Annotated in this window: 28 protein-coding genes; 11 read left to right on the top strand and 17 right to left on the bottom strand. The window is 65.3% G+C overall.

The features are described from left to right. The first annotated feature begins 27 nt into the window (after positions 1 to 27). Positions 28 to 891, top strand: a complete 864-nt coding sequence (locus tag EV646_RS38090; protein WP_132157605.1) for a LysR family transcriptional regulator — start codon at positions 28 to 30, stop codon at positions 889 to 891. A 128-nt stretch (positions 892 to 1,019) separates the two neighbouring features. Here the strand turns inward: EV646_RS38090 and EV646_RS38095 are convergent, their stop codons facing one another. Further along, positions 1,020 to 1,526: a hypothetical protein gene (locus tag EV646_RS38095; protein WP_132157607.1), complete on the bottom strand. Its 507-nt coding sequence runs from the start codon at positions 1,524 to 1,526 to the stop codon at positions 1,020 to 1,022. A gap of 12 nt (positions 1,527 to 1,538) precedes the next feature. Next, a complete protein-coding gene (locus EV646_RS39155) occupies positions 1,539 to 1,997 on the bottom strand; it encodes a hypothetical protein (RefSeq protein ID WP_158291129.1) in 459 nt (152 codons plus the stop codon). Between the two features lie 156 nt (positions 1,998 to 2,153). Between EV646_RS39155 and EV646_RS38105 the strand changes: the two genes are divergently transcribed. The 3 genes from EV646_RS38105 (at position 2,154) to EV646_RS38115 (ending at position 6,490) form a co-directional block, all read left to right on the top strand. Next, on the top strand, positions 2,154 to 4,139 hold the full coding sequence (locus tag EV646_RS38105; protein WP_158291130.1) for a sensor histidine kinase: 1,986 nt from the start codon (positions 2,154 to 2,156) through the stop codon (positions 4,137 to 4,139). Next, positions 4,136 to 4,798, top strand: coding sequence for a response regulator transcription factor (locus EV646_RS38110; protein ID WP_132157613.1), 663 nt, complete (start codon positions 4,136 to 4,138; stop codon positions 4,796 to 4,798). Before EV646_RS38105 ends, EV646_RS38110 begins: the two co-directional genes overlap by 4 nt. A 162-nt stretch (positions 4,799 to 4,960) precedes the next feature. After that, entirely contained in the window at positions 4,961 to 6,490 is a 1,530-nt protein-coding gene (locus EV646_RS38115) for a plasmid pRiA4b ORF-3 family protein (protein ID WP_132157615.1), read from the top strand. A 66-nt stretch (positions 6,491 to 6,556) separates the two neighbouring features. On the opposite strand, the gene EV646_RS38120 is transcribed toward EV646_RS38115, so the two are convergent. The 8 genes from EV646_RS38120 to EV646_RS38155 form a co-directional block, all read right to left on the bottom strand. Beyond that, entirely contained in the window at positions 6,557 to 7,531 is a 975-nt protein-coding gene (locus tag EV646_RS38120; protein ID WP_132157617.1) for an aldo/keto reductase, read from the bottom strand. A gap of 44 nt (positions 7,532 to 7,575) precedes the next feature. Then, positions 7,576 to 8,046: a hypothetical protein gene (locus EV646_RS38125; RefSeq protein ID WP_132157619.1), complete on the bottom strand. Its 471-nt coding sequence runs from the start codon at positions 8,044 to 8,046 to the stop codon at positions 7,576 to 7,578. 178 nt (positions 8,047 to 8,224) lie between these two features. Continuing rightward, a complete protein-coding gene (locus EV646_RS38130; protein WP_199237493.1) occupies positions 8,225 to 8,785 on the bottom strand; it encodes an NUDIX hydrolase in 561 nt (186 codons plus the stop codon). Beyond that, positions 8,782 to 9,276, bottom strand: a complete 495-nt coding sequence (locus EV646_RS38135; RefSeq protein WP_158291131.1) for an immunity protein YezG family protein — start codon at positions 9,274 to 9,276, stop codon at positions 8,782 to 8,784. Before EV646_RS38135 ends, EV646_RS38130 begins: the two co-directional genes overlap by 4 nt. Positions 9,277 to 9,519: 243 nt before the next feature. Continuing rightward, entirely contained in the window at positions 9,520 to 9,819 is a 300-nt protein-coding gene (locus EV646_RS38140) for a hypothetical protein (RefSeq protein ID WP_132157622.1), read from the bottom strand. Between the two features lie 251 nt (positions 9,820 to 10,070). Further along, positions 10,071 to 10,928 (bottom strand): helix-turn-helix domain-containing protein, encoded by an 858-nt coding sequence (locus EV646_RS38145; protein WP_132157623.1) that lies wholly within the window; start codon positions 10,926 to 10,928, stop codon positions 10,071 to 10,073. A 19-nt stretch (positions 10,929 to 10,947) separates the two neighbouring features. Beyond that, positions 10,948 to 11,457 (bottom strand): DUF6879 family protein, encoded by a 510-nt coding sequence (locus tag EV646_RS38150; RefSeq protein ID WP_132157624.1) that lies wholly within the window; start codon positions 11,455 to 11,457, stop codon positions 10,948 to 10,950. After that, a complete protein-coding gene (locus EV646_RS38155; RefSeq protein ID WP_132157625.1) occupies positions 11,438 to 11,674 on the bottom strand; it encodes a hypothetical protein in 237 nt (78 codons plus the stop codon). The genes EV646_RS38150 and EV646_RS38155 overlap by 20 nt, the downstream gene beginning before the upstream one ends. 232 nt (positions 11,675 to 11,906) lie before the next feature. Here EV646_RS38155 and EV646_RS38160 point away from each other — a divergent pair, with 232 nt between their 5' ends. Next, a complete protein-coding gene (locus EV646_RS38160; protein WP_241996601.1) occupies positions 11,907 to 12,482 on the top strand; it encodes an HD domain-containing protein in 576 nt (191 codons plus the stop codon). A gap of 114 nt (positions 12,483 to 12,596) precedes the next feature. Here the strand turns inward: EV646_RS38160 and EV646_RS38165 are convergent, their stop codons facing one another. Next, entirely contained in the window at positions 12,597 to 15,695 is a 3,099-nt protein-coding gene (locus EV646_RS38165; RefSeq protein WP_132157626.1) for a DEAD/DEAH box helicase, read from the bottom strand. A 334-nt stretch (positions 15,696 to 16,029) separates the two neighbouring features. Between EV646_RS38165 and EV646_RS38170 the strand changes: the two genes are divergently transcribed. Further along, positions 16,030 to 16,257 carry a hypothetical protein gene (locus tag EV646_RS38170; RefSeq protein ID WP_132157627.1) on the top strand — a complete coding sequence of 76 codons (228 nt, stop codon included), beginning with the start codon at positions 16,030 to 16,032 and terminating at the stop codon, positions 16,255 to 16,257. 122 nt (positions 16,258 to 16,379) lie between these two features. Here EV646_RS38170 and EV646_RS38175 read toward each other — a convergent pair whose 3' ends face one another. From EV646_RS38175 to EV646_RS38185, 3 genes are read right to left on the bottom strand one after another with little or no spacing between them, the layout of a single operon-like run. Then, entirely contained in the window at positions 16,380 to 16,829 is a 450-nt protein-coding gene (locus tag EV646_RS38175; RefSeq protein ID WP_132157628.1) for a cytidine/deoxycytidylate deaminase family protein, read from the bottom strand. Then, positions 16,822 to 17,520 (bottom strand): RibD family protein, encoded by a 699-nt coding sequence (locus tag EV646_RS38180; protein ID WP_241996602.1) that lies wholly within the window; start codon positions 17,518 to 17,520, stop codon positions 16,822 to 16,824. The genes EV646_RS38175 and EV646_RS38180 overlap by 8 nt, the downstream gene beginning before the upstream one ends. 9 nt (positions 17,521 to 17,529) lie before the next feature. Further along, complete coding sequence (locus tag EV646_RS38185; protein ID WP_132157630.1) at positions 17,530 to 18,687, bottom strand: epoxide hydrolase family protein; 1,158 nt, start codon at positions 18,685 to 18,687, stop codon at positions 17,530 to 17,532. A gap of 62 nt (positions 18,688 to 18,749) precedes the next feature. Between EV646_RS38185 and EV646_RS38190 the strand changes: the two genes are divergently transcribed. Beyond that, positions 18,750 to 19,700 carry a helix-turn-helix transcriptional regulator gene (locus EV646_RS38190; protein WP_132157632.1) on the top strand — a complete coding sequence of 317 codons (951 nt, stop codon included), beginning with the start codon at positions 18,750 to 18,752 and terminating at the stop codon, positions 19,698 to 19,700. Here EV646_RS38190 and EV646_RS38195 read toward each other — a convergent pair. Beyond that, positions 19,697 to 20,326: a hypothetical protein gene (locus tag EV646_RS38195; RefSeq protein WP_132157634.1), complete on the bottom strand. Its 630-nt coding sequence runs from the start codon at positions 20,324 to 20,326 to the stop codon at positions 19,697 to 19,699. The two genes, EV646_RS38190 and EV646_RS38195, sit on opposite strands and share 4 nt — an antisense overlap. Next, a complete protein-coding gene (locus tag EV646_RS38200; protein ID WP_132157636.1) occupies positions 20,323 to 20,673 on the bottom strand; it encodes a hypothetical protein in 351 nt (116 codons plus the stop codon). Before EV646_RS38200 ends, EV646_RS38195 begins: the two co-directional genes overlap by 4 nt. 96 nt (positions 20,674 to 20,769) lie before the next feature. On the opposite strand from EV646_RS38200, the gene EV646_RS38205 reads away from it, so the two are divergent. After that, the gene (locus EV646_RS38205; RefSeq protein ID WP_132157638.1) at positions 20,770 to 21,102 is read left to right on the top strand and encodes a hypothetical protein; all 333 of its coding nucleotides are present in this window, start codon (positions 20,770 to 20,772) and stop codon (positions 21,100 to 21,102) included. A gap of 105 nt (positions 21,103 to 21,207) precedes the next feature. On the opposite strand, the gene EV646_RS38210 is transcribed toward EV646_RS38205, so the two are convergent. After that, positions 21,208 to 22,320 carry an SDR family oxidoreductase gene (locus EV646_RS38210; protein ID WP_338419315.1) on the bottom strand — a complete coding sequence of 371 codons (1,113 nt, stop codon included), beginning with the start codon at positions 22,318 to 22,320 and terminating at the stop codon, positions 21,208 to 21,210. A gap of 921 nt (positions 22,321 to 23,241) precedes the next feature. Between EV646_RS38210 and uraH the strand changes: the two genes are divergently transcribed. From uraH to EV646_RS38225, 3 genes are all read left to right on the top strand, one after another. Further along, positions 23,242 to 23,565, top strand: a complete 324-nt coding sequence (gene uraH, locus EV646_RS38215) for a hydroxyisourate hydrolase (protein WP_132157642.1) — start codon at positions 23,242 to 23,244, stop codon at positions 23,563 to 23,565. Positions 23,566 to 23,570: 5 nt separating this feature from the next. Next, positions 23,571 to 24,437, top strand: coding sequence for a factor-independent urate hydroxylase (gene pucL / locus EV646_RS38220; RefSeq protein ID WP_132157644.1), 867 nt, complete (start codon positions 23,571 to 23,573; stop codon positions 24,435 to 24,437). A 205-nt stretch (positions 24,438 to 24,642) separates the two neighbouring features. Further along, on the top strand, positions 24,643 to 24,983 hold a 341-nt coding region (locus EV646_RS38225), incomplete at its 3' end, for a transposase (RefSeq protein ID WP_422386738.1).

A 24,983-nucleotide genomic window follows, 5' to 3' on the forward strand; every position in this document is an offset into this window, starting at 1 on the left:
CAAGACCTGCTGGTATAACCATCGGTTATGGATGCGCATCTGCGGGAACTGCGCTACTTCGTCGCCACGGCCGAGGAGCTGACCGTGACCGCGGCGGCCGCGCGCCTGTTCGTCTCCCAGCCCGCTCTCTCCAAACAGCTCCGGGCGCTCGAACGCCGCCTCGGCTTCTCGTTGTTCGAGCGGCTGCCCCGAGGCTTGGCCCTGACGGACCAGGGGAGTGCGCTGCTGCCCGTCGTACGGTCGATGCTCGAGACCTGGGACCGGGCGTACGTCGAAGCTCGCGCCTTGAGCCACCCTCGTCAGTTGATCGTGGGAATGCAGACCGCCGTCGGCCGCGACCTCCAACGCCCGGCCGTCCAAGGATTCCGCGAACGCGCTCCGGGCTGGACGGTCTCGCTGCGACTCGTCGGCTGGGACGACCCCACCGCCGGCCTCGCCGACGCGACCAGCGACGTCGCCTTCGTCTGGCTCCCCATCCCCGCCGACAACCTCGCCACCCGAGTCCTGGTCCGCGAAAACCGCTGGGTCGCGCTACCCGCTGAACACCCCTTAGCCGATCGCCCCGAGATCCCCTTCGCCGACCTGCTCGATGAACCCTTCATTGCCCTTCCCGCCGCGGCCGGTCCCCTCCGCGACTTCTGGCTAGGAATGGACGCGCGATCCGGGGCGCCGGTGATCGCAGCCGAAGCAACCGCCGCCGAAGAGGTCCTGGAACTGGTCACCGCCGGTGTGGGCGTCGTGCTGATTGCCGAAGGCAACGCCCGCCTCTACAAACGCCCCGGCCTCGTCTTCCGCCTCGTCCCCGACCTCCCACCCGCCGAACTAGCCATAGCCTGGCGCACCGACGACCCCCGCGAAGCCGTCCACGTCTTCCTCAACTCAATCGACTGAGCAGCGGCTGCAAGCCACGCTCCCGTACCGAAGAACGGGTGGTAGTCCGTCTGAGCCGTGACGGTCCCGCGTGACTGCCGCGATCAACTCCGGCTCTCGGCCGACTACCACCCGTTCGTCGGTACGCCTCAGGCGCAGGTGAAGGTGTCCTTCGATACCACGACGACACCGTTGGCATTCATCGTGAACTTGCCTGACAGCAGGAGGTCGATAGTCGAACCGTCGGTGCCCCGGAGAGTGCTGCGCAGTCGGTACTGCGACACGCGTGAGGTGTCGCCCTCTTCGGTAAAGGAGGTCACGACCCCGTTCACTTTCTCGCGATACGTGCCCGAGTACGTCGGTAGCGCGGCGTTGTCAGGGATCAGCTCGACCAGGCCGTCGATGACGCCGTTGACATGGAACTCTCCGTCGACTTGGCCACCGGGCGCGGTGACAAATCGGTACCCGCCAGAACGGACCTCATGGAATGTGCCCGGCCAGGAGACGCACGGCCCGTCGCCAGGCGCGAAGTGTTCGTAGGCGTTGTAGTCCTCGACGAGGAACGCGTGCTCGGCCCCGCCCGCCGCGGACGCCGGGCCGGCAGTGACCCCGGCGAGGGTGAAGGCGCCGAGCAGGATGGCCAGCTTGTGCTTCATGATCTGAACTCCTCAGCCGAGCAGGCAAGTGACAGTGGACGCGATGAAGGCGATCGCACCAAGGACTAATGCGATCAGCGTGGCGGCCGAGAACGAACCGACCCGGCGTCGGTGCTCGACCGCGAGTACGACGGCGACCGCGCCGAAGACGTGAGGCCACCCCGACCAGAAGCCGACGTACGTGGCAGCCGATGCGACGGCGAGACCGAGCGTTGTGGCGGACAGCCGGCTGGGCGAACCTGCTCGGGCATGGAGGCCGAGCCAGACGGCAATAGCCATCGCGGCGACGACCAATCCGACGTACAAGGCGATTTCCAGCATGCTGGTTGCAGCGCTTCCGGCCGAGTCGGAGTTGAGGCCGAACACCTCGCCGGCCGTCATCGTGAGGCCGAAGGTGACTGCGCCGATCGCCGCGGCGATCAGCGGGTGAAGCACGTCGATTCGGTGCGACGCGGTGGTGGCGGTGCTCATGGGAGCTCCTCTGGGTTGGAAATGAGGCTTCGAGCGCACCACGGATTGCCACTAGGACGGATCTGTCACGGGACAAGGTTCGGCCGGGAGCTCCTCCCGGGCGCTCTGGGACTTCTGTCCCGGGACAGCCAGTTCGATCGGGCGCACACTGTGTGCATGGGAGCGGTGCGTGACGACGACCGAGTACGCCGGATCGGCGGCTGGTCGCTCGCTGCGCTCACCCTCGTCCTGTTCGCGACGGTTCCGTTGTCGCTCGAGGGTGGTGTCATGTCCCGTCCCGAGGTCATCGCCCCGGGCCCCGACCTGTGGATGGGTCTGATCATCGCCGGCTTCGCTCTCTCGGGCGCCGCACTGATTCAACTGCGGCCACGAAACTGGATCGGCTGGCTCCTGGTCGTCTCTGGGTTGCTCCAGGTGACCAACGTGGCCGCCGACGCGTACGCCACGCGTGCGCTCACCGATCCCGACCACTCCCTGCCGCTGGGCCTTGCGGCTGCATGGCTCGCGTCGTGGACCTGGTTCCCCTCACTGCTCCTGCCGGCAATCGTGCTCCCGCCGCTCTACCCCACCGGTCGACCGACTTCCGCGTTCTGGTTGTGGCACGTGCGCGTAGCACTCGTCGGAATCGGGCTTGGTGTACTGGCGGTCGCGTCCGGTCCCGGTGCTGTTGATGACACCGTGCGCGGGACACGTCTGCCGTGGGACGCCCCGACATGGTGGTCATGGGTGGTCGGGTTGCCGGCGATTGTCCTCCTGATTTCCACGGCGACCGTCACCGTCATTGGGACCCTTGTCCGCGCGATCCGCGCCAGGACCCCGGAGCGGCAGCAGTTGCTGTGGTTGCTCGGCGTGGTCGCGGCGATGGCGGCCACGATCTTCACCGAGTACCGCGTGCTGTTTGCGATCGCCTACGGTCTGGTTCCCGTGGCCGTGACGATCGGCGTACTGCGCTATCGGCTGCTCGGCATCGAGGTAGTGCTCAGGCGCACTCTGCTGTACCTCCCGATGACGTTGATGGTCGCCCTCATCTTTGGTGGGTTGACCACGGCATTCGCCCGGCTCGTCCCCGAAGGGCCGTTGCCGCTGCTAGCCGCGTCCGCTGTGGTGGCCGTCTTGGTGCTGCCCGTCGCTGGACGGTTGCGGGTTCTGGTCGATCGGCTGGTGCTCGGGGAGCGTGCCGATCCGCTCACACTTGTGGACCGGGTCAGCGCGGGGCTCGAGGTCGAGCACGATGATCCGGTCGCCTCGATGCTTGAAGCGGTCGCCTCGGCCGCTGGTACGTCGTACGCCGTCGTCCGCGACATCCACGGTGGACTGGTCGCCAGAGTGGGTGAGGCTGCAGGCGCGACACTCAACCTTCCGCTGCGGCACAGGGGAGTCCAGCTCGGCACCTTGACGATCGGGCCACGCCGCGGAGCAACTGGGGTCACTGAGCAGGACGCGCGGCTGGTGACAGCGCTGGCACCACACCTGGCTGTTGTCGTTGGGGCGGCACGGCTCGCCGATGAGCTCGCCCGCGAACGCACGCGCGTCACCACAGCCACCCTCGCGGAACGGGACCGTCTGCGCAGGGACCTGCACGACGGCCTAGGTCCTTCGCTCGCTGGTATCGCGCTGGGTCTTGAGGCCGCGAGTACAGCACAACCTTCTGCGATGCCGGCGTTGCTCGAGCGGACACGTGCCGAGGCCGATGTGGCGGTTCGCGAGATTCGCCGAGTGCTTGATGGGCTTCGGCCGACGTCGCTCGACTTGCATGGGCTCGAAGGCGCCGTACGGGAAACCGCGTCGTCGCTCGGCATGGGTCGTCCCGGCGGTCCGGCCTTCGAGCTGCGTGCAGATGCGTTGCCCCTGTTGCCGCCTCAGGTCGAAGAGGCGGCGTTCCGGATCGTCGCGGAGTCGCTGACCAACGTCGCGCGACACTCGGCCGCCGTCCACTGCGCCGTACGGCTGAATCAGGCGAATGGGGATCTTCGCGTACGGGTGTACGACGACGGCAGGGGACTCGCTCTTGGAGCTGGATCCGGGCATGGACTGGACTCGATGCGGCGGCGTGCTGCCGATGTGGGCGGCAGCCTGCTCGTCGAGGGTGCCAGCCCACACGGGACGCTGGTGACCGCCGTACTCCCGCTGGAGGCGTCATGACGATCCGCGTGGTGCTGGCCGACGACCATCCGATGTACCGGTACGGGCTGACCGCGATCCTCGAGCAGGCCGAAGCCATCGACGTCGTCGCCAGCGTGGGGGATGGGGAATCGCTGATAAGCGCCGTGGGTGACCTCTCGCCCGACGTCGTACTCACAGATCTCTCGATGCCTCGCTTCGACGGTATCGCCGCGATCACGCAGCTGCTACGCGCACAGCCTTCGTTGCCGATCCTCGTGCTGACGATGCACGAGGACGACGCGCACGTCTTCGCCGCGCTCCGTGCGGGGGCCAGCGGCTACCTCGTCAAGGGCTCCGACGGCGAGGAGATCGTCCGCGCGGTCCGCTCCGTCGCGTCGGGTGACGCGGTCTACGGCGGCGCCGTCGCCCGGCGCATCGTCGCCTTCTACTCCGGCAGCCAGGTCGAGTCGCCGACGGCCCGCGCCTTCCCGGACCTGACCCCTCGCGAACGCGAGGTGCTGGAGCTGCTCGCCGCCGGCTGCCGCAACCACGAAATCGCCCGCCGCCTAGGTATGTCCGAAAAAACCGTCCGCAACCACGTGTCCCAAGTCCTCACCAAACTCCAAGTCCCCGACCGAACCGCCGCCGCCCTCAAGGCCAAGGAATCCGGCATCAGCCCCCCAGCCGACCTCCGCTGATGCGCATCACCCGCGGACGGGAGGTACTCCGCCTCACCGGCGGCCATCCCGCCTGAACGTCAAGTCGGCTCCGGCTTTGGGCGACTACTTCCTGTTCTTCGGTACCCCTCGATGCTCCAGTCTCGACGGTGATGTCCCGTGGTGGGCAGTAGCGTTGGCTGTATGGCGGACAACCACGAGCGTCAGGCTCCTTCGCTCGACAAGGCTGAGCTGCTGGAGCAGTTCAAGGCGCTCATTTCCGGCATGGGCTCGGATGAGTTGCACGGGCTGCTTCCGCAGATGATGGCCGCGGGGATGGACAGGGATCCATTCGAGCAGGCTCCGCCTCCGTCGCGGCGGCGAGCACGTCGTGATGACGTGGTCACCTACCGGGTCCGCGTCGACCTCACGGGAACCAAGCCTCCACTGTGGCGACGGCTGGAGCTCGCCTCCGACCTGTTCTTGAACGAGGTCCACGAGGTCATCCAGGCCGCGTTCGGCTGGACCGACAGCCACCTGCACGAATTTGCCTCGGGCAAGGATTACTACCACGCCCTGACCGAGCATTACCTGTGCCCGTTCGAGGTCGAAGAGGGCAGGACGGGCGTGCCGGAAGAGGACGTCCGCCTCGACGAGGTACTCGCGGAGCAGGGCGACGCGCTGCTTTATCTGTACGACTTCGGCGACGATTGGATGCACGTGATCAAGCTCGAGAACGCGCGCCCTCGCGATGAATCCGCTCCCAGAGCCGTCTGCATCGGCGGTCGCCGTCCCGGCCCGAGCGAGGACTGTGGCGGCGTACACGGCTACGAGCGGATCACCGCCGCCCTCGATCCTGCTCATCCCGAGCACGCCGCAGCGGTCGCCGACTATGCCCAGAGGTATGGCGACGACGCCAACCCCGGCGGTTACGCCCCAAGCCCGTTCGACCCCGAGGAGATCAATGAGGCGTTGACCTGGCTCACCGTCGCTGGAACAGATCTTCCGGGACCACTCGACCAGCTCGTGGGGGCGATCCGCTCCGCGACTCACAGACACCTGTTCCAGCAGCTGATCGCAGACGCGGACTTGGACGCGCCGATTGAGATCGACGCCAATGCCGCGGCGCGGATGGTTTCGCCGTACAGCTGGTTGCTCGACCGCGTCGGGACCAGCGGCATCAAGCTGACCAGCGCTGGCTACCTGCCGCCCAGCGAAGTGGAAGCCGCCATGGCCGAGCTCGGGTTGCACGAAGAATGGATCGGCAAGGGCAATCGCGAGGTCCAGACGCTGCCTGTCCTACATCTGCGGGAGTCAGCACAGGCGATGGGCCTGCTGCGCAAGTACCGCGGAGCTCTGCTGCTCACGCCGCGCGGACGAGCCCTCCGCAGCGATCCGCTCGCCCTGTGGTGGCACTTGGCCGAGCAGATGCCACCTGCCTCCAGAGAGGCCAACGAAACCCAGGCCGGCGTCGTCTTCCTGACCACTGTCGCCGCGGGATCCGTTGACGATGCGAACGCGACGATTGCGGAGCTGCTCACCGCGATCGGTTGGGCGAGCAGCGATGGAACTCCCGTGACGCCATGGATGGCCGGCGAGGCGGCCTGGGACACCAAGGCGGTCCTGCGCCGCCTCGGCGCCCTCGTCGGCGAGCCGGGCCGTAGCTGGTCCGACACCACGACGCCGGAGGGTGTGACGTTCGCCAGGGCGGCGCTGCGCAGCTGGCCCAGCTGATCTTGGAGCCTGTACGGCGACAGGCCGTCGTACGGGCTCATCGCCTGTACGACGGCCTTGGGTCCACTACCAGGCGTAGTCCTCGGGAGCGGTCTTGTAGCCGGGGAAGATCTCGTCCAGCCGGGCGAGCGCCTTCTCGTCGAGCTTGATGTCGACGGCGCGCACGGCAGACTCCAGCTGCTCCATCGTCCGCGGTCCCACGATCGGGCCGGTCACCGTCGGCTGGTGGAGCAGCCAAGCCAACGCGAGCTCTCCAGGCTCATGCCCGAGCTCGTCCGCGAACGCCTCGTACTGCTCGAGCTGGGGCCGCAGCTTCTCGAGCGTCTCCCTGGCCCGGCCCTCCAGCCGCCGTACGCCCTCGTTCTCTTTCCGGATCACGCCACCCAGCAGCCCGCCCTGCAGGGGCGACCACGGGATCACGCCGAGCCCGTAGTGCTCAGCCGCCGGCAGGACCTCGCGCTCGAGGTCTCGCACAATCAGGTTGTAGAGCGACTGCTCACTCACCAGCCCGGTGAAGTTCCGCTTCTCCGCGGCGGCCTGAGCCTGCGCAATGTGCCACCCGGCGAAGTTGCTCGAACCGGCGTACAGAATCTTGCCCTGCTGTACGGCGACCTCGATCGCCTGCCAGATCTCCTCCCAGGGAGTGTCCCGGTCGATGTGGTGGAACTGGTACAGATCCACGTAGTCGGTCTGGAGGCGCTTCAGACTCGCGTCGAGTGCTCGGCGGATGTTGAGCGCGGACAGTTTGCTGGTGTTCGGCCAGTCGGCACCCATGTCGCCGTACACCTTGGTGGCGAGCACCGTCTTCTCACGGTTCTTGGGATCCTTGGCGAACCACTCGCCGATGATCTCCTCGGTTCGCCCGGGGTAGATCGACCGCCCATAGCCGTTCGCGGTATCGAAGAAGTTGATGCCGTTGGCATGCGCCGCGTCCATGATCGCGTGCGCATCCTTGACCTCCGTATGAGGCCCGAAGTTCATCGTCCCCAACACGATCCGACTGACATTCAGTCCCGTACGCCCAAGATAAGTGAAGTCCATGCTTCCAACCTCCCTCGCGACCCCCGACATGTCCAACAGAAGAATCAGCTGGGTCCGATCCACTCAGCTTCTGAGTCGTCGTCATCCCACAGCGGCACGGTCGGTCCACCCGGACGGCACGGGTGCCACAGGGGCAGCATGGCGGGCTCGCGTGGGTACAGCCGCTGATCATCGATCAGGAACCGTCGTTCGACGTCACCTTGGAACGGAGGGTTGTCGTAGTCGTAGACCGCGTCCAGCCGGGCGAACTTATCGAGCGTCAGGTGGGCGTTGTACCAACTGCCTTTGCCTGGTTGATGCATCGCTGTGCGCAGCAGACTGGCGGCGAGATGAAGGTCAGCGTCGTGCCTGACCGCCCGGTCGAGCGTTCCACTGGCCCGGGTCGCGATCAGGCCGGTCTGCGTCATGTCACCCGCGCACGAGATCCGCAGTGTCAACACGCGCCAGTCCTCAGGAGCAGACCGAGCCAGCGCCTGAGCAATCCTGGCCAGCAGATCCTTCACTTCATCGTCCATTTCGCCTCCAAGTACTCCAGGCGACGTTAGCCACCCCCACCGACATTTAGCTGACGTCGTAGTCTCGCCGCCACGCCAACAAACCAAAGGTCGATGCCAGCGGCATGCTCGTACGACGTAGCCCGGTGCATCGTGTATGGCGTCGTGCAAGTGATCGAGGCGGCTGGATAGCCAGCGGTCAGCTGGGTCGAAACGCCAGCACGTGGAGAAGGCCGACGAGAGACGCCGCACCGACGATCTCTCCAGCGTCAATGCGCCCGCGCACCGAGTCGAGCCGAACCCACTCGACACGTTCTGTTTCATTGAAATCCGCCGGCTCACCGATGTAGTCAGCCCCGTCCGACACGAACAGCAGATTCTCGGCATCCGTCGTACCAACCGAAGGCTGCAACGCCACCATCGGCCGCACACCCCGCGGCCGCCACCCCGTCTCCTCCTCAACCTCCCGAGCGGCAGTCACAGCCGGATCCTCGTCCGGGTCGACATAGCCACCAGGCAACTCGAACGCCCAACGATCGATGACGAACCGATGCCGCCAAATCATCAGAACGCTCTCGCACCTGTCATCAAGTACAACCACCATCGCGGCCTTCGGCATCCGCAACACGTACTGCTCAAACCGAACCCCATCAGGCAATTCAACAGACGCAATACTGAGCGGTAACCGCCGCGTGTCATCAACCACCCGCTCGCCATGAATCTTCCATAGCGTCATCTGCTTCTCTTGGTCAGCTGTCACAAGGCTCTCCAGTCAGACATCGCGATCAAACGACGCCGCCTACGCGCGCTGAGGTAGGCCGGGGCACCGCTCACTCCGAGTCCGCCGCCCGAGGGATGCCAGCGAGGGAGAGATCCGGCGTCGCGGGGGAACAGCCGCTGGTCCTCGATCAAGAGCTGCCGATCTGCATCACCGTCGAACGGCGGATTGTCGTAGTCGAAGTCGGCGTCCAGTTCCCCGGACCTTTTGAGCGTCAGCCGTGCGTTGTACCAAGTTCCTGTACCGTCCTGGTACATCGATTCGCGGAGCTCGGCAGCCGCATCATCATTGCCGGCATCGTCAAGCTCGCACTCCTGATCGAGGCTGCCATCGGCGCAGGTCGCGATCACGACTGTGTGAGTCATCCCGCCGGTTCCGGAGATACGCAGCTCGAGCTCAGGCCAGTCCTCAGCTGCGGAGCTCGCGAGCGACTGCCCGACTGCATTGAGCAGCTCCTGCGCTTCACCAAGCATGTCAGGCGTACCCTCGCCTCGGTTTGTTGTTGATGGCAACCCGCACAATCCCACCCGCATGTTCGTAGCGAACTCGAATCGTATCCGGCCGTGGACCTTGGTCGGCGTACCTGAAACCGACCGACACGTCGACCGACTCACCTTGTGGCAGACATCGGCGATCGCGATGCGACGACTGGGAGCTGACCGCTGAGATCAGCGAGTCGGCACGTTTGGTACGGCGAGGCGGCGCCGACGCAGGGGTCAGGACGCCGCCTCGCCGGGTCGGTAGGACAACAACTCCGTCGCGGCGAGTACGTGCGTACGAGTGATGTACTCGAAGTGCTGTTTGATGTTTGAAGGAGGCCCGAGTACGGCGAAATGCAGCATGCTGGGGACGAGGACAACGCTCAGCTGATCCGAGAGTGCTGCTTCGACTAGGGCTTCGAATGCGGCGGGCCACGTTTCGACGTCCTCCACAAACACTTCGTCGAGCCGAAGACTCTTGATACGTGCGAAGTAGGCGAGGCGCTCCTTGGCATCGCACACCTCGATCTCAGTCATCAGCAGATGCTGGCGCAAGTAGCCCAGTGCCCGAGGGAGCTCAGCGCCTTGAACCGTCATCTCGCCGGCGGCTACGTCGATCGCGGCATCTCTTCCAGGCCGCGAACTGTCACCCGTAGAGGCGGCCGCCCACATCAGTTGGCCCGCGTGATGTGGGGTCGCAATGGTCATGGTTGGAACCGTAGGTTCATCGAGGTAAGTCCCTCGATGAACTTGCGCGAACTTGCGATGCCCCGTCGGTAGGCAGCCTTCTAATCAGGCAGCTCGGCCAGCGCCGCTGTTATCAACCTGCGGGCACGAGATCCGTAGACTGCGAGCTTGGAGAGCGCCGCAAAGCTCTCGGCGTACATGGCGATCTCGCGCGGGTGGGTGATCGTGAGGAATCCCGACACCAGTTCTACGTTGGCCTGCTTGTTGTCGAAGATGTAGAAGTCTTCCACAGGCCAGCGCGGCGTCCTGTCAACTGAGGTCGGGATGATGCCGAGGCTGACCGACGCCAGCTGCATCACGTCGAGCAAGTGACGGAGCTGACCGGTCAGTACTTCTGGACCGCCGACCTGGTAGCGCAGAGCGGCCAATTCAAGGACAAAGGCGAACCTGTGGTCGCCTTCGTAGAGAACGTGCTGGCGGTCCATGCGCTCGGCGACGGCGCTGGCCACGTCGTCGACCTGCACCTGCCGACGTTCACGCAACGAGGCGAGCACGGCTGTCGTGTATTCGGGAGTCTGTAACAGGCCCGGAATCATGCTCTGGCAATACGAGCGGAACTGCCTTGTCCGTTCGTAGATATCACGAACCGACACGTTAAGGTGCTTCAGACCGTTTCGCTCGGCTCGCCGCCAGTCCAGCCACATCGAGTTGACAGCGCGAAGCTCAGCGATGAGTTCGGGTATGAGTTTTTCTGCCGAGCAGACGCAGCACCAAGCCCGCAGGTCAGCCTCCGAGGGCTGTTGTTTGGCGTGCTCGATCCGCGACGTCTTCGCCTCATGCCAACCGGCGGCAGTAGAGAGTGCTCGTGCGGACAAGCCGGCGTCGAGTCTGATCTCCTGCAGCCGGCCGGCAAGAGCCTGACGTGCGCTCTGGGCACTAGAGAATTGCGAATCGGGCATCGTTGACAACGCAGTGGGACTACGCGCTGACGCTGTACTGATCGTGGTCGATGCCACGCTCCCAGGCAGCCTCGAACGCCGTGACGCACAACTTCACCAGGTCCGGGTCGGTGTTCACCTCGTTCGCCACGAATCGCCCGTCGCCACCAAACAAGCAGAATTGCAGAACGCTGTCATCAAAGATCCAGACGTCATTGCCCGGCAGTGCGAGATCTGATACCCGCTGCCGGGGAACCCACCGGATCTGCTCACCGGCCGCCACATTGACCCGCGCCGTGACCGCGTGCTCAAACGTGATGTACTCCGAGACCGGCTCACTGACGACGCGGGCCCGCTTCATCTGAACCCCACGCTCGATCGCACCGCGAGCGGTTGCGGTCCAGCCTGCGTACTCCTCGACGGCTCGGTCGAGATCGCCGGCCTCCCAGGCGACGTAGCCGGGGTCACCGCTCATGTACTGGTCGCGGAACTCCAGCTTGAGAGCAGTCCTACTGCACTTGGCAAGCAGTTCATCGAACGACTCCGGCACGGCACGCCTCCATAATGATCTCGACCATCCGGGCCGGCAGCTTTACGACAGACTCTGAATCCAGCAGCGGACTGTCTGCCGAGAACCTCGCCAGCATGTCGGGGTCGACTACCGTCTCACCTTGAAAGTAGAAGTCGCCCGTCTCTTCATCCCTGAAGACTGCCGGGCAGTTGTTAGTGGGGCTGTCGGGGTCCTTGCCGTGGAAGTGCAGTGCCATCGTGACCTCCCGTATTGGATGCATGCGCCTGGGCCACATCCTGAGCCCGCTCCCAGCCTCAAGCCAAGCGCACCAGCGTTGTCGTCGCAAGTTCCCGCAAGTCCGTTGCGCCCCAACCACTTCATCGATTCAACGTGCGCCATGACCGTACGGCGCGCCCGTTTGTGTACGCCCTCGTTGAGTTGAATAGCCTCGTGCACGCTTGCCAACCACTGAGAGAAAGGCGACAGCCGTGAGCGATGACACCACAGACTGGGATGCAATCGGAGTTGTCGCATTCGCCTACGAGATGGGCGTCCTCAAGCGACTCCGTCGAGCAGGTTGGTGGCATGTCGGCGTACGCGATCCGGAGTCCGTCGCAGAGCACAGCCTCCGGGTCGCCCAGCTCGCTGCCTTAATTGCCAGCGAGGAGGGCGGGGACCCAGCCCGCGCCGCCTATCTAGGCCTCTGGCACGACTCCCAAGAGACCCGCATCGGCGACATCCCGCACAGCGCGAAACCGTACGTCGACGTGGCCAGCAACGAGCGGATCACCGAAGACCAAACCGCGGCCCTACCCGACCACGCAGCCAAGAGCATCCGCGAAGCCGTCCACGAATACGAAACAGCCGAAACCATCGAGGCCCGCTGCGCCAAAGACGCCGACCGCCTCGAATGCCTCATGCAGGCCGTCGAGTACCGCGAGGCCGGCTACCAACGCGTCGACGGCTGGATCGAGTCCTCCCTCGCCCGCCTCCAAACCCCCTTCGCCCAGCGCCTAGCCAAGGCAGCCCTCCACACCTCCCCACTAACCTGGCGCAACCGCTGAGACAAGCCTGGAGGCATGGCGCCAGCCCTCGTTCGCGATGCGAGCCCGGTCGTGCTCCTGCCGCTCCCGCAATTCGGTCAGCCGCCGATCCAGTACTCCAAGCATCGGGCGGCCTTATGCGACGACGGAGGCGGCTTGGAAGAGGTCGGTGGGCATGGGGTGGGTTAGGCGCCAGGTGATGGCTATGGGGCGGTCCCCGGTGTGGGTGGTGTGGGTGGCTGGGCCTAGGAAGACGTAGGGGGAGGTGCCTAGGTCGGTGAGTTTGTGTTGGCGGGCGAAGATGAGGATGTTGGTACCTAGCTCGCGGTGGTTGAGGTAGCGCTGGCCGGTTCGGGAGCCGACGGAAGTGTTGCTCTGCGACTCCCAGTGGAAGAGCGTGGGGCTGATGGCGTAGTCGCGGTACATCGTGGTGGGGGAGTAGTCCGCCTCTGACTTGGTCAAGGTCACGAGGAAGGCGTCGGTGTTCTTCTCCTCTGAGTACAAGACGCCCGATTGGAACGTGCTGGGCCGGCGTCGCAGGTTGGCGTAGTTGAGGGCGGCAAGGATCTCCTCGCGCTGGTATCGAGCGTGGACGCGGAGAGGTACGTCGCCGAGTTGGCCGGCCAGGTGAAGTGCGCGGTGGCGGGCGTTGTCCATGGCGAAGTCGATGACTTCGAGGAGTTCATCGCGCAGTGCGTGTTCCCTGCGGAGTGCTTTGAAGCCTTCGCCGTACGAGGCGAAGCCGCCGCCGTCTGGCCAGAGTGAGAAGAAGAGCATGTTGGCGAAGGAGCGTTCGGTCGGGCTCAGTTCGTCGTACGACGGGCCGTCATCTTGTAGGAGGCGACGGTACGTGTGGACACGCTCAGGATCGTCAACGTGAGCGAGAGCTCGCACGCGACGTAAGAGGGCTGCCTCGTGCACTGAGCCCTCGCGTGTGTGGAGTCCAGCCTCGCGGCGAAGGGCAGTCCAGCTGCGGCCGGTACGCAGCACGTCGCTGAGCTCGATACCCGATTCCTGCAGGAAATGGGGCAGACTCTGGTCGCCATGTGCTCTGAGCTCGCTGACCATGTCTCGCCAGCGGCCGGCGACTTGGCTTCGTAGGTTGGTGAGGACTACCTCTTGTGCGACCTTGTCGAGGACGATTTGGCAACCCGATGGGAGGAACGGGAAGCCCTGCTCGACCTGGCGCTCGAGGCCCTTGCGGGTATCGCCGGTCAGCGCACGAAAGCGTTTGTCGAACCGGAACTCTTTGCGCTGGTGGCCGACAAAGTCGAGGGCTGTGAGAACTGGCTTGCCTTCCGCTTGGCGGAGACCGCGGCCGAGTTGCTGAAGGAAGACGGTTGGGCTCTCGGTTGGGCGTAGGAAGAGGACGGTGTTGACCTCAGGGAGATCGAGTCCCTCATTGAAGAGGTCGGCGGCGAAGAGGACGTTGACTCGACGGTCCCTCAGGTCGCGGAGGGACTGGTCTCGTTCAGCGGTCAAAGTTTGGCCTGACACAGCGCGAGCCGGGATGCCTGCCTTGTTGAAGACATCGGCCATGTACTCGGCGTGGGCGATCGAGACGCAGAAACCGAGTGCTCTCATCGAGCGAACGTCGGTGAGCTTGTCTTGGACCTCGCGCAGGACGATTGCTGCACGGTTGTCGTTGCCGGTGTACAGCGCGTCGAGCTGCTGTTCGTCGTACCGGCCGCGCTTCCACACCATGTCCGTTAGGTGAGTGCCGTCCGCAATTCCGAAGTAGTGGAAGGGACAGAGCAGATCAGCCGAGAGGGCGTCCCAGAGTCGGAGCTCGACGGCCGTTCTGCCGCCGAAGTAGCTCTGCAAGTCGAAGCCGTCGGTGCGCTCTGGGGTGGCGGTGAGGCCCAACAATTCTCGAGGGTGCAGGTGATTGAGCAGCTTGCGGTAAGTCGGCGCTGCAGCATGGTGGAACTCGTCGACGACCACGACGTCGAAGGCGTCTGCCTGAATCGTCGTTACGTCGTACGCGGTCAGGGCTTGCACAGAAGCGAAGACGTGCCTCCAACGCTCGGGTCGCGCTCCGGAGTAGTACTCCTCCCCAAAGCTGGCATCAGCGAGAACCTCTCGGTAGGTGCGAATCGATTGCTGAAGAATCTCGCGACGATGGGCGACGAAGAGAAGTGAAGGCGCCGGTTCGCCGCGCTGCAGGGCGGCATCGCGCAGGCGCCGATAGTCCAGCGCGGCGATAACGGTCTTGCCGGTGCCGGTCGCTGCGACGACGAGGTTGCGATGCCGATCGTGGACTTCGCGCTCAACCTCGAGTTCCTCGAGCATCTCGGCTTGATACGGCCGCGGGCGTACTTCGAGGCCGGCAAGGGAGATGGTGACTCGATCTGACTTCTTGGGGTCGCCTGCACCTGCCAGCGCGTCGTCAAGTCGATCGCGGTCGCGTTGTGGATCGTAAGTCTCGAATGTTGAGTCGTTCCAGTAGGTGTCGAAGGTGGCGCCGAACTTGTTGAGCACGCTCGGCGTGGCGATCCGCGACAGGCGGACATTCCACTCAACGCCGTCCAAGAGCGCGGCCTGCGAGAGGTTTGAGGACCCCACGTAGGCAGTGTCGAAGAGGGTGTTGCGTCGGAAGAGCCAGGCCTTTGCATGGAGCCGCGTGCGGAGTACGTCGTACTGGATCTTCACCTGGGCGCCGAAGTCGTTGACGAGGCGGTCGAGCGCCGGTCGATCGGTCGCACCGAGGTAGGTGGTCGTGATTACTCGGAATGGAGCACCGCGGAGGCGGAGGCGCCGGAGCTCGGGCTCAAGCAGGCGGAGGCCGTACCACTTCACGAACGCGCAGATCAGATCGACCTCGTCGGACGTGTCGATCTCCGCCCGGAGTTCTGGGCCGAGGGACGGTTCGCCATGTGCGTTCGTGAGCAAGGCGACGTCGGAGAGCGGAGTACTTGGCCGGGCCTCGCTATACGTGGTGAGGCCCGGTCGCGCTGGCGGGCGCAGGGAGTGCAGTTGCCGCGGCTGGCTGTTGGGGAGCGAATCGTCGTGTGCTTCCAGACGCTGGAGCAGGTCGTTGACCAGCGCAATACGTTGCCCTTGATCGCGGGTGCTGCCAAGGGCGCGTAGTACGGCGTCTCGCACATGCCGAGCGAGCACCTCAGGCTGATCGGCTTCATCCACGTCATGCAGTACGGCGACCTGTCCCTCCGCCTGGCCGATCGCCTCAAGCAGCCCATTCGTGACCAGAGCGTCGTAGATTCCTGGCTCCATCCAGCTATCACCCCTCGCAGAGGAGCTTGCCAGACGACACCGACAGCCGCCGATCTTGGCGGTCGCATGAGCGTGTCACGAGGCCACGTGCTGTGGTCCAGGTAAGGTGCATAGCGATCGCATTGATGGCGTTCCAGATGCTCCGACGTTCTCTGATTTGAGTGCCAAGTCGGCTGGCGTGACCCGGCGATCTCAATCAGCCCGCTGATGGGCTCGCGGCTTGTGGTGTCGCCACCTCTTTCATCTTTCGCTCGTTGCCCCGGGTGCCGCACGAATGCAGGCCCGGGCGCGACCGACTGTTCAAGCCAATTCACTACGAGGTTTGGAGTGCAACATGATCGATCCGACGCGTGTCCGCACGAGATGGGGAAGCGATCCGCGTTACGTGAACGTGGATGTCGACGGCAGAGAAGTTGGCTCCCTGGTGGTGTCTAGCCAGGGTGAGGTCAAGGCATTCATTCATGAGGGTTTCGACGAGTATCAGCAGCTCATTCACGAGATTCGCGATCTGGCAGCGCCGATAGCGAGCGCTGCTTCGACCTGTGCTGGGCCAAGGGAGTAAGCGGCAATCGCATGATCGGGTTCCGGTAGGCGCGCGGCGTCAGGAGTGTCTACCGCAGCCAGCCTCAGTTGGTCGACGTACATGTCGACGTTGCCTGAGTGGCCGTCGTACTGCAAATGGATCTAGCCCAGGACGTTGGCGTTGATCTGTTTGACCTGGTCGGCTAGGTCGGGGAGTTCGAGGACCTCGACGCCAGCGGCTTCTAAGAGTTCTGCGCCTTCGCAGTCTACGAAGATGGTTGGTTCTCGCCAGGCTAGGACTACTCGGGGGATGCCGGCCGCCAGGATTAGTTGGGTGCAGGTTTGGGGGCGGGAGGCTCGTTTGCTGCAGGGCTCGAGGCTTGTGTAGATGGTGGCGGTCGCGAGGCAGGGGTCGTTGGGCGTGAGTTTGGCTAGGGCGACTTCTTCGGCGTGGTCGTGAGGGTGGGTTTCGCGGGAGTAGCCCGTAGAGAGGATCTCGGCGGTGGGGCTGACGATGATGGCGCCTACGCAGAAGGCTGTGGTGGTGGGTGGGCAGTGGCGGGAGAGGTCGATGGCTTGTTGGAGCCAGTGGCGGTCGTCTAGGTCAGGCATGGGAAGGGGCCTTCGGTAGGTAGCGGAGGAGGACGACGTCTCCTAGTTGCCTGACCTCGGTGAGGTGCATTCGGTGTGCGGGACTTTGGGGAAAGGTCGCGTTGCCGACGAATCTGGGTGCGTTGGTGTCGCCGTTGAGGAAGGGTGCGACGACCAGGTGGAGTTCGTCCGCTAAGTCGGCCGCGAGGAATTGGGTGTGGGTGGTGCCGCCGCCTTCGACCATGAGGCGTCGTACGCCTCGCTCAGACAGGTCGTCCAGTACGGCGGTCAGGTTGAGCGGATCGCCGGCGTCGACTACCTCGCAAACACCCGCCAGAGAGTCCATGGTCTTCACCACTGAGTCGGATGGGGCGTAGACGAGCTTGGACACCTCGCCGGCGGTGAAGAAGCTGGCGGTTGGGTCGAGGTCGCCGGTGGATGTCATGGTGACTTTGATCGGGGATTCCGGTAGACCGGCGGCGAGTCGCTGGTCGCGGCGGGCCTGGCTTCTGACGAGGAGGCGTGGATTGTCTCGGCGGATGGTGTTTGCGCCGACGAGGATCGCGTCGACGCTTGACCGTACTTCGTCGACGCGATCGAAGTCCTCGTCGTTGGAGAGGAGGAGACGCTGGTCGGTGTTGTCGTCGATGTAGCCGTCCACCGACGCCGCAACCGACAGCAGGACGTACGGACGATCACTCAACCGGCTCACATATGAACGCTATCGGACCTGGCGGAAGAAGGCTCGTAGGTCCTCGACTAGTAGGTCCGGGGCTTCCATGGCGGCGAAGTGGCCGCCTTCTTGGTGGTCGGACCAGAAGGGGACCTCCAGCTTCGGGTCCATGAAGCGGCGGAGGGTGGGGGTGGTGTTGTAGACGGACCAGCCTGACGGGACGTTGCTGGGAGCTAGCCAGTTGAGGTTGGCGTGCGCGGCTTCGTAGAGGAAGCGGGCTGCCGTGGCGCCGGTGCGGGTTAGCCAGTAGAGGGTGATGTTGGTGAGCAAGTGGTCGCGGTTTACGGCGTCTTCGGGCAACGAGGCGTTTGGGTTGGTCCAGGTGGCGAACTTTTCGGTGATCCAGGCTAGTTGGGCGATGGGGGAGTCGGTGAGGGCGGCGGCGATGGTTTCGGGGCGGTGGGACTGGAGGTCGAGGTAGCCGCGTTCGGATTTCCAGGACTCGCGGAGTTCGTTGACCTCGGCAAGTTCTGACTCGGTGAGGTGGTCCGGGATGGGGAACTGTTCGCCGGCCAACGCCAACACACCTCGATCGCTGTTGACGAGCGCGCCGATGACCGAGGAGGGGTGGAGGGCGGCGAGCCGGCCGGTGATTCCGGCGCCGACGTCGCCGCCGTGGGCGCCGTACCGGGGGTAGCCGAGGCGGTTCATGAGTTCGGCGTACGCGGACGTCGTACGCCCCACCTCCCAGCCGGCGGCGGAGACCGGGGTCGAGAAGCCGAAACCGGGGATCGACGGGATGACGACGTGGAACGCATCGGCGGCCGATCCGCCGTACGCGACGGGGTTCGTCAGCGGGTCGATCATCTCGAGGAACTCGACGAACGAGCCCGGGTAGCCGTGCGTCATCAGCAGCGGCGTCGCGTCGGGCTCGGTGGAGCGGACGTGGAGGAAGTGGATGGTTTGGCCGTCGATCTCGGTGACGTACTGCGGATAGGCGTTGATGCGGACCTCCTGCGCACGCCAGTCGAAGCCGGTCGCCCAGTAGTTCGCGAGGTCCTTCAGGTAGTCGAGCGGTACGCCGCGGCTGAAGTCGCTCGGGGCGCCCGGCGCGGGGTCGGCCCAGCGGGTGTTAGTGAGGCGGGTGCGAAGGTCGTCGAGGTCGGCCTGGGGGATGTCGATGCGGAACTCTCGGATGCTGTTCATGAGTACGACGCTATGGCCTATTGCGGCGGGCTTTCTTCCGCAATTGGTGCAACGATGATGGGATGTTGGAGACGTCGGCGCGGTTGCTGCGGTTGTTGTCGTTGTTGCAGGTACGGCGGGACTGGCCCGGAGCGGAGCTGGCGTCGCGGCTGGGGGTGTCGACGCGGACGCTTCGGACTGATGTGGAGCGGCTGAGAGTGCTGGGATATCCGGTCGAGGCTCGGCCCGGTGTGGCTGGTGGGTATCGGCTGGGGGCGGGCGGGGAGTTGCCGCCGTTGTTGCTGGATGACGACGAGGCGGTCGCGGTCGCGGTGGGGCTGCGAACCGCGGCGGGTGGGGGCGTGGCGGGGATCGAGGAGACGTCGGTCCGGGCGCTGGTGAAGCTGGAGCAGGTGCTGCCGTCGCGGTTGCGGCATCGAGTACGCGCGTTGTCCGGGGCAACAATCGCGGTGAGTGGGACCGGACCGCGGGTGGATGCAGAGGTCCTGACGGCGATCGCGGGGGCGATTCGGGATCGGCAGCGGCTGCGGTTCAACTACTCGTCTCGCTCAGACAGCCGGCGGATGGTGGAGCCGCATCGGTTGGTGACGTGGGGGCGCCGGTGGTACTTGGTTGCTTGGGACAACGATCGGGAGGACTGGCGGACGTTCCGCGTGGATCGGATGGAGTTGCGGACGCAGAATGGGCCGCGGTTCACGCCGCGGGAGTTGCCCGAGGACGTTGGTGATTTCGTACGGCGCTCTGTCGGCGAGGCGACCTGGCAGTACCGGGCGCGGGTCGAGGTGCAGGCATCGGGGGAGTACGTGAAGGGCCGAATGCCAGTGCCGATCGAGCCTGAGGTCGTTGACGACAACACCTGCGTGATCGAGGTCGGCTCAGACGACCCGCACCAGCTGGCGTTGTGGCTCGGCTTGCTCGACGCGGAGTTCGTCGTACTGGACGCCCCAGAGCTGGCGGCCGCCGTACGAGAGGTCGGCGATCGCTTCCACCGAGCGGCGCGGAGATTCGACTAGAGTTCGCGGCCGGGTGGGCCGCCGGTTCGGCCTGAGGGCGGTCGTTGGGTAGATCGTGGGGCGGTGACGGCGCCGCGGGCGTCGGCGATGTTCGAGGCGGCGGCTAGGGCTTTGCGTAGATCTGGTGGGAGAGGGAGGCGCGGTGGGCCGGTGGGTTCGGCTCCGCCGCGTTGAAAGCTGGGTCGGTGGTTTGGAAGGTGGGCGAGGGCGGGTTCGGGGCGGCCGACCTCGCGACGGAGGCGGGCGCCGGCGACTTCAAAGGGGCGGTCGTTTCCGCGAGGCTCAAAGCAGATGGCCTCCCGGTACGGCAGGCCGCCGTCTTCGGCTTCGTACTCCCGGTAGATCAGCCGATGCGACGGGCCGAGGTCGTGGCCGAAGCGGGATTCCGGGATGACTGGGACCTTGAGCTCGGCGCAGTCGCGGAGGTCGTGGTGGTTGTGGGAGTAGCCGAGGCGCTTGCTCTCGAAGTCAATTTCGCGTCCTTCTATCAGCGCTTGGAGGCCGAGCTTGAGGGCGCGGAGCTCACGGTCGCGAAGACTGCCCGGCCGTGCTGCGGCTGCCTGTTCCAGCATGGCGAGCTGCCGACGGATCTTCGGCGTTACCAAGAGCCGGAACTGAGCCGTCATTTCTTCGGCAGGTCTGAGTCGTCGATCGGCTCGTTGAGGTGCCAGCCGATCTCAGCCGCTACGTCTTCGATCGGAATGGATGGCTCGTTGCTGGCGAGGCGTTCACTGGCAATGCCGTAGACGTGCTCGAAGTCGTCGGTTTCGGCCGCGAGGACGGCGAGGCGACGGAAGGCATTCCAGGGGATGACGACCGCCTCGGGCTGACCGGCGTCTCCGACGATGAAGGGGCCTGGCTCGCCGTCGCGAAGTCGCTCGATCATCTGCGGCAGGTGCTCTGCCGCGGCGGCCGTGTCGATCACCCAGATCTTCTCGCCACCGGGCAGGACGTACGGCGTTTCGGGGTCCATGACGGTTCCTTTCAGTTGCTCAACAGCTTAGGAAAGAACCATCTGGGTCGGCTGGAGTTATCCACAGGAGGGCGGTAGTTGCGGGATGATCGGGGTATGGGTGAACCGGCTTGGGTTGTGGTGAAGGTTGTGGAAGGTGGGGAGAAAGGGGGAAAAGCGGTCAAGCAACTGCGGAGGGAGCTCACGGAGCAGGAGTTGATGACGCAGGTGGTGGAGGCGTCGTCGGCGGCTGAGTGTGTGGGGGTTGCGGTTGCGGTGCCGGGTGGGTCGGTGCCGGCGGTGATGGCGGTACTGCGGGATTGGGTGTGCCGGAGGAATTCACCGGGGAAGGTAAAGCTGATCTTCGGGGAGGAGTCGATGGAGATCGACAAGCCCAGCTTTCCGCAGCGTGAGCAGCAGCTCCAGGACTTTCTGACGAAGCAGCACTAGCCCGCGGCTCAGTTGCTGATGCAGCGCCGCTGGCTGGGGACAGGTGCTCGACCCGACGCGCCGCCAGCCGGGACCGGTGCTCGGTCGGTTTCTGATGCGGCGCCGTTAGCCGGGGACTGGTGCTCGATCAGTTTCTGATGAAGCATCGTGAGCCGGTGAACGGCGGTGTTGTTTGCGTTGGTTTAGGCGTGCGAGGGCGCGGCCGGCCGCTGCGCAACCCTCGTCCACGGCTTCTGCCAGGCGGGCGACGGGGCGCGACAGGCTGAAGTTGAGTTGGCGGCTGTAGGACTTTGCCTTGCTGTCGAAGGCGCCGTGTGCGCCGTGGTCGCCGGGGACCGGGTCGTAGAGGTTGTCCGGTGCATCCGGAGGACGCAGCGAAGAAAGTTGCTGGCTGTCGTAGCCGGTGCGTCCCAGGAAGGCATCGAGCAAAGGGCCGGCCAGGCGGTCGCCGAGGATGGTGTAGACGGTGGGGAAGCCGACCCAGACCTGGCGCCGGCGGTGATGCGCAGCGTGCCAGACAGCCTCGGCGGCGAGTTCGGGCTGATAGATCGGCGGAACCGGCTGCGTCTGCCGGCGAAGCTTCGACCGCTGGATCAAAAACTGCGGCGTGTTGACCGCCGGCATCTGTACCTCGACCAGCCGTACGGCGCTCTCCTCGTGCAACAGCTCGCACCGCAACGAGTCCGTGAAGCCCTGGATCGCATGCTTAGCGCCGCAGTACGCCGACTGCAGCGGGATCCCGCGATAAGCCAGCGCCGACCCAACCTGCACGATCACGCCACGATCCCGCGGCATCATCCGATGCAGCGCCGCGCGCGTACCGTTCACGAAGCCGAGATACGTCACCTCGGTCACCCGCCGGTACTCATCCGCCGAGATGTCGAGGAACGGCCCGTACACCGTCGCCATCGCGTTGTTCACCCACACATCGATCGGCCCGAGCTCCTCCTCGACAGCCGACGCGGCCTTCTCCAGAGCTGACGAGTCACTCACATCCACCTGTACGGCGACCGCACGCGAGCCGAAGCTTTCGACATCGGCAGTAGCTCCGGCCAGGCCGTCAGAGCCCCGAGCCAGCAGCCCTACGTCGTACCCATGAGAAGCGAACATCGAAGCGCACGCGCGCCCGATCCCAGCGCTGGCACCAGTAATCACCACAACACTCATGCCCGGGCCGGTGCCCATCCGGCCGCGGCTTGACACACCACGTGCCGTCATCGGCCGGGTCGCGGCAGTAAGTGGTGGATCAGACCGTTGTACGGCGAACGATCCCGGCGTAGCGTCAGGAACGGCCGGGGGGCGTGTGCGGGGGGATGGACACACAGGTGGCCGTGGGGGAGGGAGTGCGTGAGCGCGTCGCCGTCGCGAGACGGCGGTACGGCGTCGACGATCGTCTGCTCCAGGTCCCGCGGGACCGCGGCGAGTGGCAGGCACGCTGACGGCGCGGCTTCCACACGCGAGCTGTCAACCTGCGCGATCCTGATCGACCCGTAGGAGGAAGCTCTGCTCGTACGTCCCTCCAGACGGGTGGAGCCCAAAGGAGCCCGGGGTGCCCGTGCACTCCGGGCTCCCTCACACCCACGCCGCCCGCTCGGGCCGCACCCTCACGCCCACGCCGCCTCGCGCCGCCCGCACCCTCGCAGGTCCGGCGCCGCCCTGGGCTCCCTTCACGCGCTCACTGCCCGACCGAACTCCGGTGTTCCTCAAGCGCTTGCCGTCCGCCCCGCGGCCGCGCCCCGGTCCCACCCTCGCCGCTGGTTCCCTCCTCGCGCTGAGCGCCCGGCCGGACTTGGGCTCCGATACGCGGTCGCCGTGCGGCCCGCCGCCGACCTTCGTCGTCCGGCCCGCGCCGACCTTCGTCGTCCGGCCCGCGCCGACCTTCGTCGTACGGCGCCGCCCGGATTTCTCCTTTATGCGCTCACTGCCCGGCCGCGATCCGGTTCTCTTACGCGCCTGCCGTCCGGCCGCACATCCGCGTGGCCGCGTCGCGGGGTGCCCCGTTGTACAGCGGGTGGCGGACTTACTGGGAGTAACCTCGAAGGGTTAGCCGGGATGGTTCAAGGCTGTCGATGCGGGCAGCGTCCTCCAGGACGAGTTGCGCGAGATCGCCCTGCCGCGGTTGAGAGAGGTGGTCGACTCATGATCAGCACGCACGTTCTCGACACCATGGTCGGGCGGCCGGCGGCGGGCGTGACCGTCGTACTGGAGGCGATCGATCCGTTCACCGTGCTCGGCTCCGGGATCACCGACGACGACGGCCGGGTCGGCGAGCTCGGCCCCGCGATAGGGCGACCTGGCAACTATCGGCTGATCTTCGAGACCTCGGCCTACTTCGCCAACAACGGGCAGACCTGCTTCTTCCCGCAGGTGATCGTGCCGTTCACGGTGACCGATCCGTCCGCGACTTTGCACATCCCGTTGCTGCTCAGCCCGTTCGCGTACTCGACGTACCGGGGGAGCTGACCCGGATGGCGATCGTGCTCGGCCCGAACCAGTACGGCAAGGCGGAGACCCGGCTGGTGCGTGTCTACCGGGATACGCCGCGGCACCAGATCCGCGATCTCAACGTCAGTACGGCGTTGCGCGGTGACTTCGAGGCGGCGCATACGACCGGCGACCAGGCGGCTGTGCTGCCGACGGACTCGCAGAAGAACACGGTGTTCTCGCTCGCGAAGGAGCGCGGCGTCGGGGCGATCGAGGCCTTCGGGCTTGATCTCGCGCGGCATTTCGTCGCCGAGACGCCGGCCGTCTCGGGAGCCAGGGTCGAGATCGACGAGTACACCTGGGATCGGATCCACGGGCACGACCATTCGTTCGTACGGCGCGGGCAGGAGACTCGGACGACGGTCGTCACCGTGGACAAGGCCGGCATCTGGGTGGTGTCCGGGCTGAAGGATCTGATTGTTGCCAAGACCACCGGGTCGGAGTTTCACGGGTTCTACAAGGACCGCTACACGACGTTGCCGGAGACAACTGATCGGGTCCTGGCGACGTCGCTGATCGCACGCTGGCGGTACGCACGGACGGACGTTGACTGGAACAACAGTTATGTCGGGATCAGGGCGTTGCTGCTGGCAACATTCTCGGATGTGCACAGTTTGGCGTTGCAGCACACGCTGTACGCGATGGGGGAGATCGTGCTGCAGAAGCACTCCGAGGTCGCGGAGATTAGATTCTCAGCACCCAACAAACATCATTTCCTCGTTGACCTGAGCCCGTTCGGCGTGGACAACCCCGGCGAGGTCTTCCACGCCGCCGACCGCCCCTACGGCCTGATCGAGGCGACCGTCCTCCGTGACGACGCCCCGAACCCGGGCACCGCCTGGCTCCCCTGACATCAGCCGGGCGCGGTGACAGTCGGGCGTGGCAATAGCCCGTCAACCCGAGCCGCGGCGGTCCTGCTGCTCGTCCACTTGATGGGTTGGCCGGCTCTCCTGCTTGATGTGAACGCCCTTCCCGATCGGGGCCCGTTGAGGAGTAGCGACTGGCTGGCCTGGAGAACGGCGTGCATGTGGACTGTGGAGGTTTTTGCTGTCGGCGGTGGAGGGTTTTCGTGAAATGGAGCCTGTTGCGATTTGGGGTGTGGCGGTCGGCCGGTTGGTGTTGCTGGCTTGGAATGCTTGGTGGATGGCTCGTGGGTATCGTCCGGTTGATCGTGATCAGCAGTTCTTGATGCCTGTGGATATGTCGGAATGGTTGCCGCAGGGCCATCTGGCCTGGTTCCTGCTCGATGTGGTCGGGCAGGTGGATACCTCGGTGTTTCATCGTCGCCATCCTCGGTCGGGTCCGGGGCGTCGGGCCTATGACCCGGACATGATGCTGGCGTTGCTGCTGTACTCCTATGCGGTGGGGCAGCGTTCGTCGCGCCGGATCGAGGCGCT

This window comes from Kribbella antiqua (assembly GCF_004345665.1).
Classification (GTDB): Bacteria; Actinomycetota; Actinomycetes; order Propionibacteriales; family Kribbellaceae; genus Kribbella; species Kribbella antiqua.

What these genes read in the sequence shown, in the direction of transcription:
- EV646_RS38090 (WP_132157605.1), top strand. Translation starts at nt 28, where the DNA reads ATGGATGCGCATCTGCGGGAACTGCGCTACTTCGTCGCCACGGCCGAG.
- EV646_RS38095 (WP_132157607.1), bottom strand. Translation starts at nt 1,526, where the DNA reads ATGAAGCACAAGCTGGCCATCCTGCTCGGCGCCTTCACCCTCGCCGGG.
- EV646_RS39155 (WP_158291129.1), bottom strand. Translation starts at nt 1,997, where the DNA reads ATGAGCACCGCCACCACCGCGTCGCACCGAATCGACGTGCTTCACCCG.
- EV646_RS38105 (WP_158291130.1), top strand. Translation starts at nt 2,154, where the DNA reads ATGGGAGCGGTGCGTGACGACGACCGAGTACGCCGGATCGGCGGCTGG.
- EV646_RS38110 (WP_132157613.1), top strand. Translation starts at nt 4,136, where the DNA reads ATGACGATCCGCGTGGTGCTGGCCGACGACCATCCGATGTACCGGTAC.
- EV646_RS38115 (WP_132157615.1), top strand. Translation starts at nt 4,961, where the DNA reads ATGGCGGACAACCACGAGCGTCAGGCTCCTTCGCTCGACAAGGCTGAG.
- EV646_RS38120 (WP_132157617.1), bottom strand. Translation starts at nt 7,531, where the DNA reads ATGGACTTCACTTATCTTGGGCGTACGGGACTGAATGTCAGTCGGATC.
- EV646_RS38125 (WP_132157619.1), bottom strand. Translation starts at nt 8,046, where the DNA reads ATGGACGATGAAGTGAAGGATCTGCTGGCCAGGATTGCTCAGGCGCTG.
- EV646_RS38135 (WP_158291131.1), bottom strand. Translation starts at nt 9,276, where the DNA reads ATGCTTGGTGAAGCGCAGGAGCTGCTCAATGCAGTCGGGCAGTCGCTC.
- EV646_RS38140 (WP_132157622.1), bottom strand. Translation starts at nt 9,819, where the DNA reads ATGACTGAGATCGAGGTGTGCGATGCCAAGGAGCGCCTCGCCTACTTC.
- EV646_RS38145 (WP_132157623.1), bottom strand. Translation starts at nt 10,928, where the DNA reads ATGCCCGATTCGCAATTCTCTAGTGCCCAGAGCGCACGTCAGGCTCTT.
- EV646_RS38155 (WP_132157625.1), bottom strand. Translation starts at nt 11,674, where the DNA reads ATGGCACTGCACTTCCACGGCAAGGACCCCGACAGCCCCACTAACAAC.
- EV646_RS38165 (WP_132157626.1), bottom strand. Translation starts at nt 15,695, where the DNA reads ATGGAGCCAGGAATCTACGACGCTCTGGTCACGAATGGGCTGCTTGAG.
- EV646_RS38170 (WP_132157627.1), top strand. Translation starts at nt 16,030, where the DNA reads ATGATCGATCCGACGCGTGTCCGCACGAGATGGGGAAGCGATCCGCGT.
- EV646_RS38175 (WP_132157628.1), bottom strand. Translation starts at nt 16,829, where the DNA reads ATGCCTGACCTAGACGACCGCCACTGGCTCCAACAAGCCATCGACCTC.
- EV646_RS38185 (WP_132157630.1), bottom strand. Translation starts at nt 18,687, where the DNA reads ATGAACAGCATCCGAGAGTTCCGCATCGACATCCCCCAGGCCGACCTC.
- EV646_RS38190 (WP_132157632.1), top strand. Translation starts at nt 18,750, where the DNA reads ATGTTGGAGACGTCGGCGCGGTTGCTGCGGTTGTTGTCGTTGTTGCAG.
- EV646_RS38195 (WP_132157634.1), bottom strand. Translation starts at nt 20,326, where the DNA reads ATGACGGCTCAGTTCCGGCTCTTGGTAACGCCGAAGATCCGTCGGCAG.
- EV646_RS38200 (WP_132157636.1), bottom strand. Translation starts at nt 20,673, where the DNA reads ATGGACCCCGAAACGCCGTACGTCCTGCCCGGTGGCGAGAAGATCTGG.
- EV646_RS38205 (WP_132157638.1), top strand. Translation starts at nt 20,770, where the DNA reads ATGGGTGAACCGGCTTGGGTTGTGGTGAAGGTTGTGGAAGGTGGGGAG.
- EV646_RS38210 (WP_338419315.1), bottom strand. Translation starts at nt 22,320, where the DNA reads ATGACGGCACGTGGTGTGTCAAGCCGCGGCCGGATGGGCACCGGCCCG.
- uraH (WP_132157642.1), top strand. Translation starts at nt 23,242, where the DNA reads ATGATCAGCACGCACGTTCTCGACACCATGGTCGGGCGGCCGGCGGCG.
- pucL (WP_132157644.1), top strand. Translation starts at nt 23,571, where the DNA reads ATGGCGATCGTGCTCGGCCCGAACCAGTACGGCAAGGCGGAGACCCGG.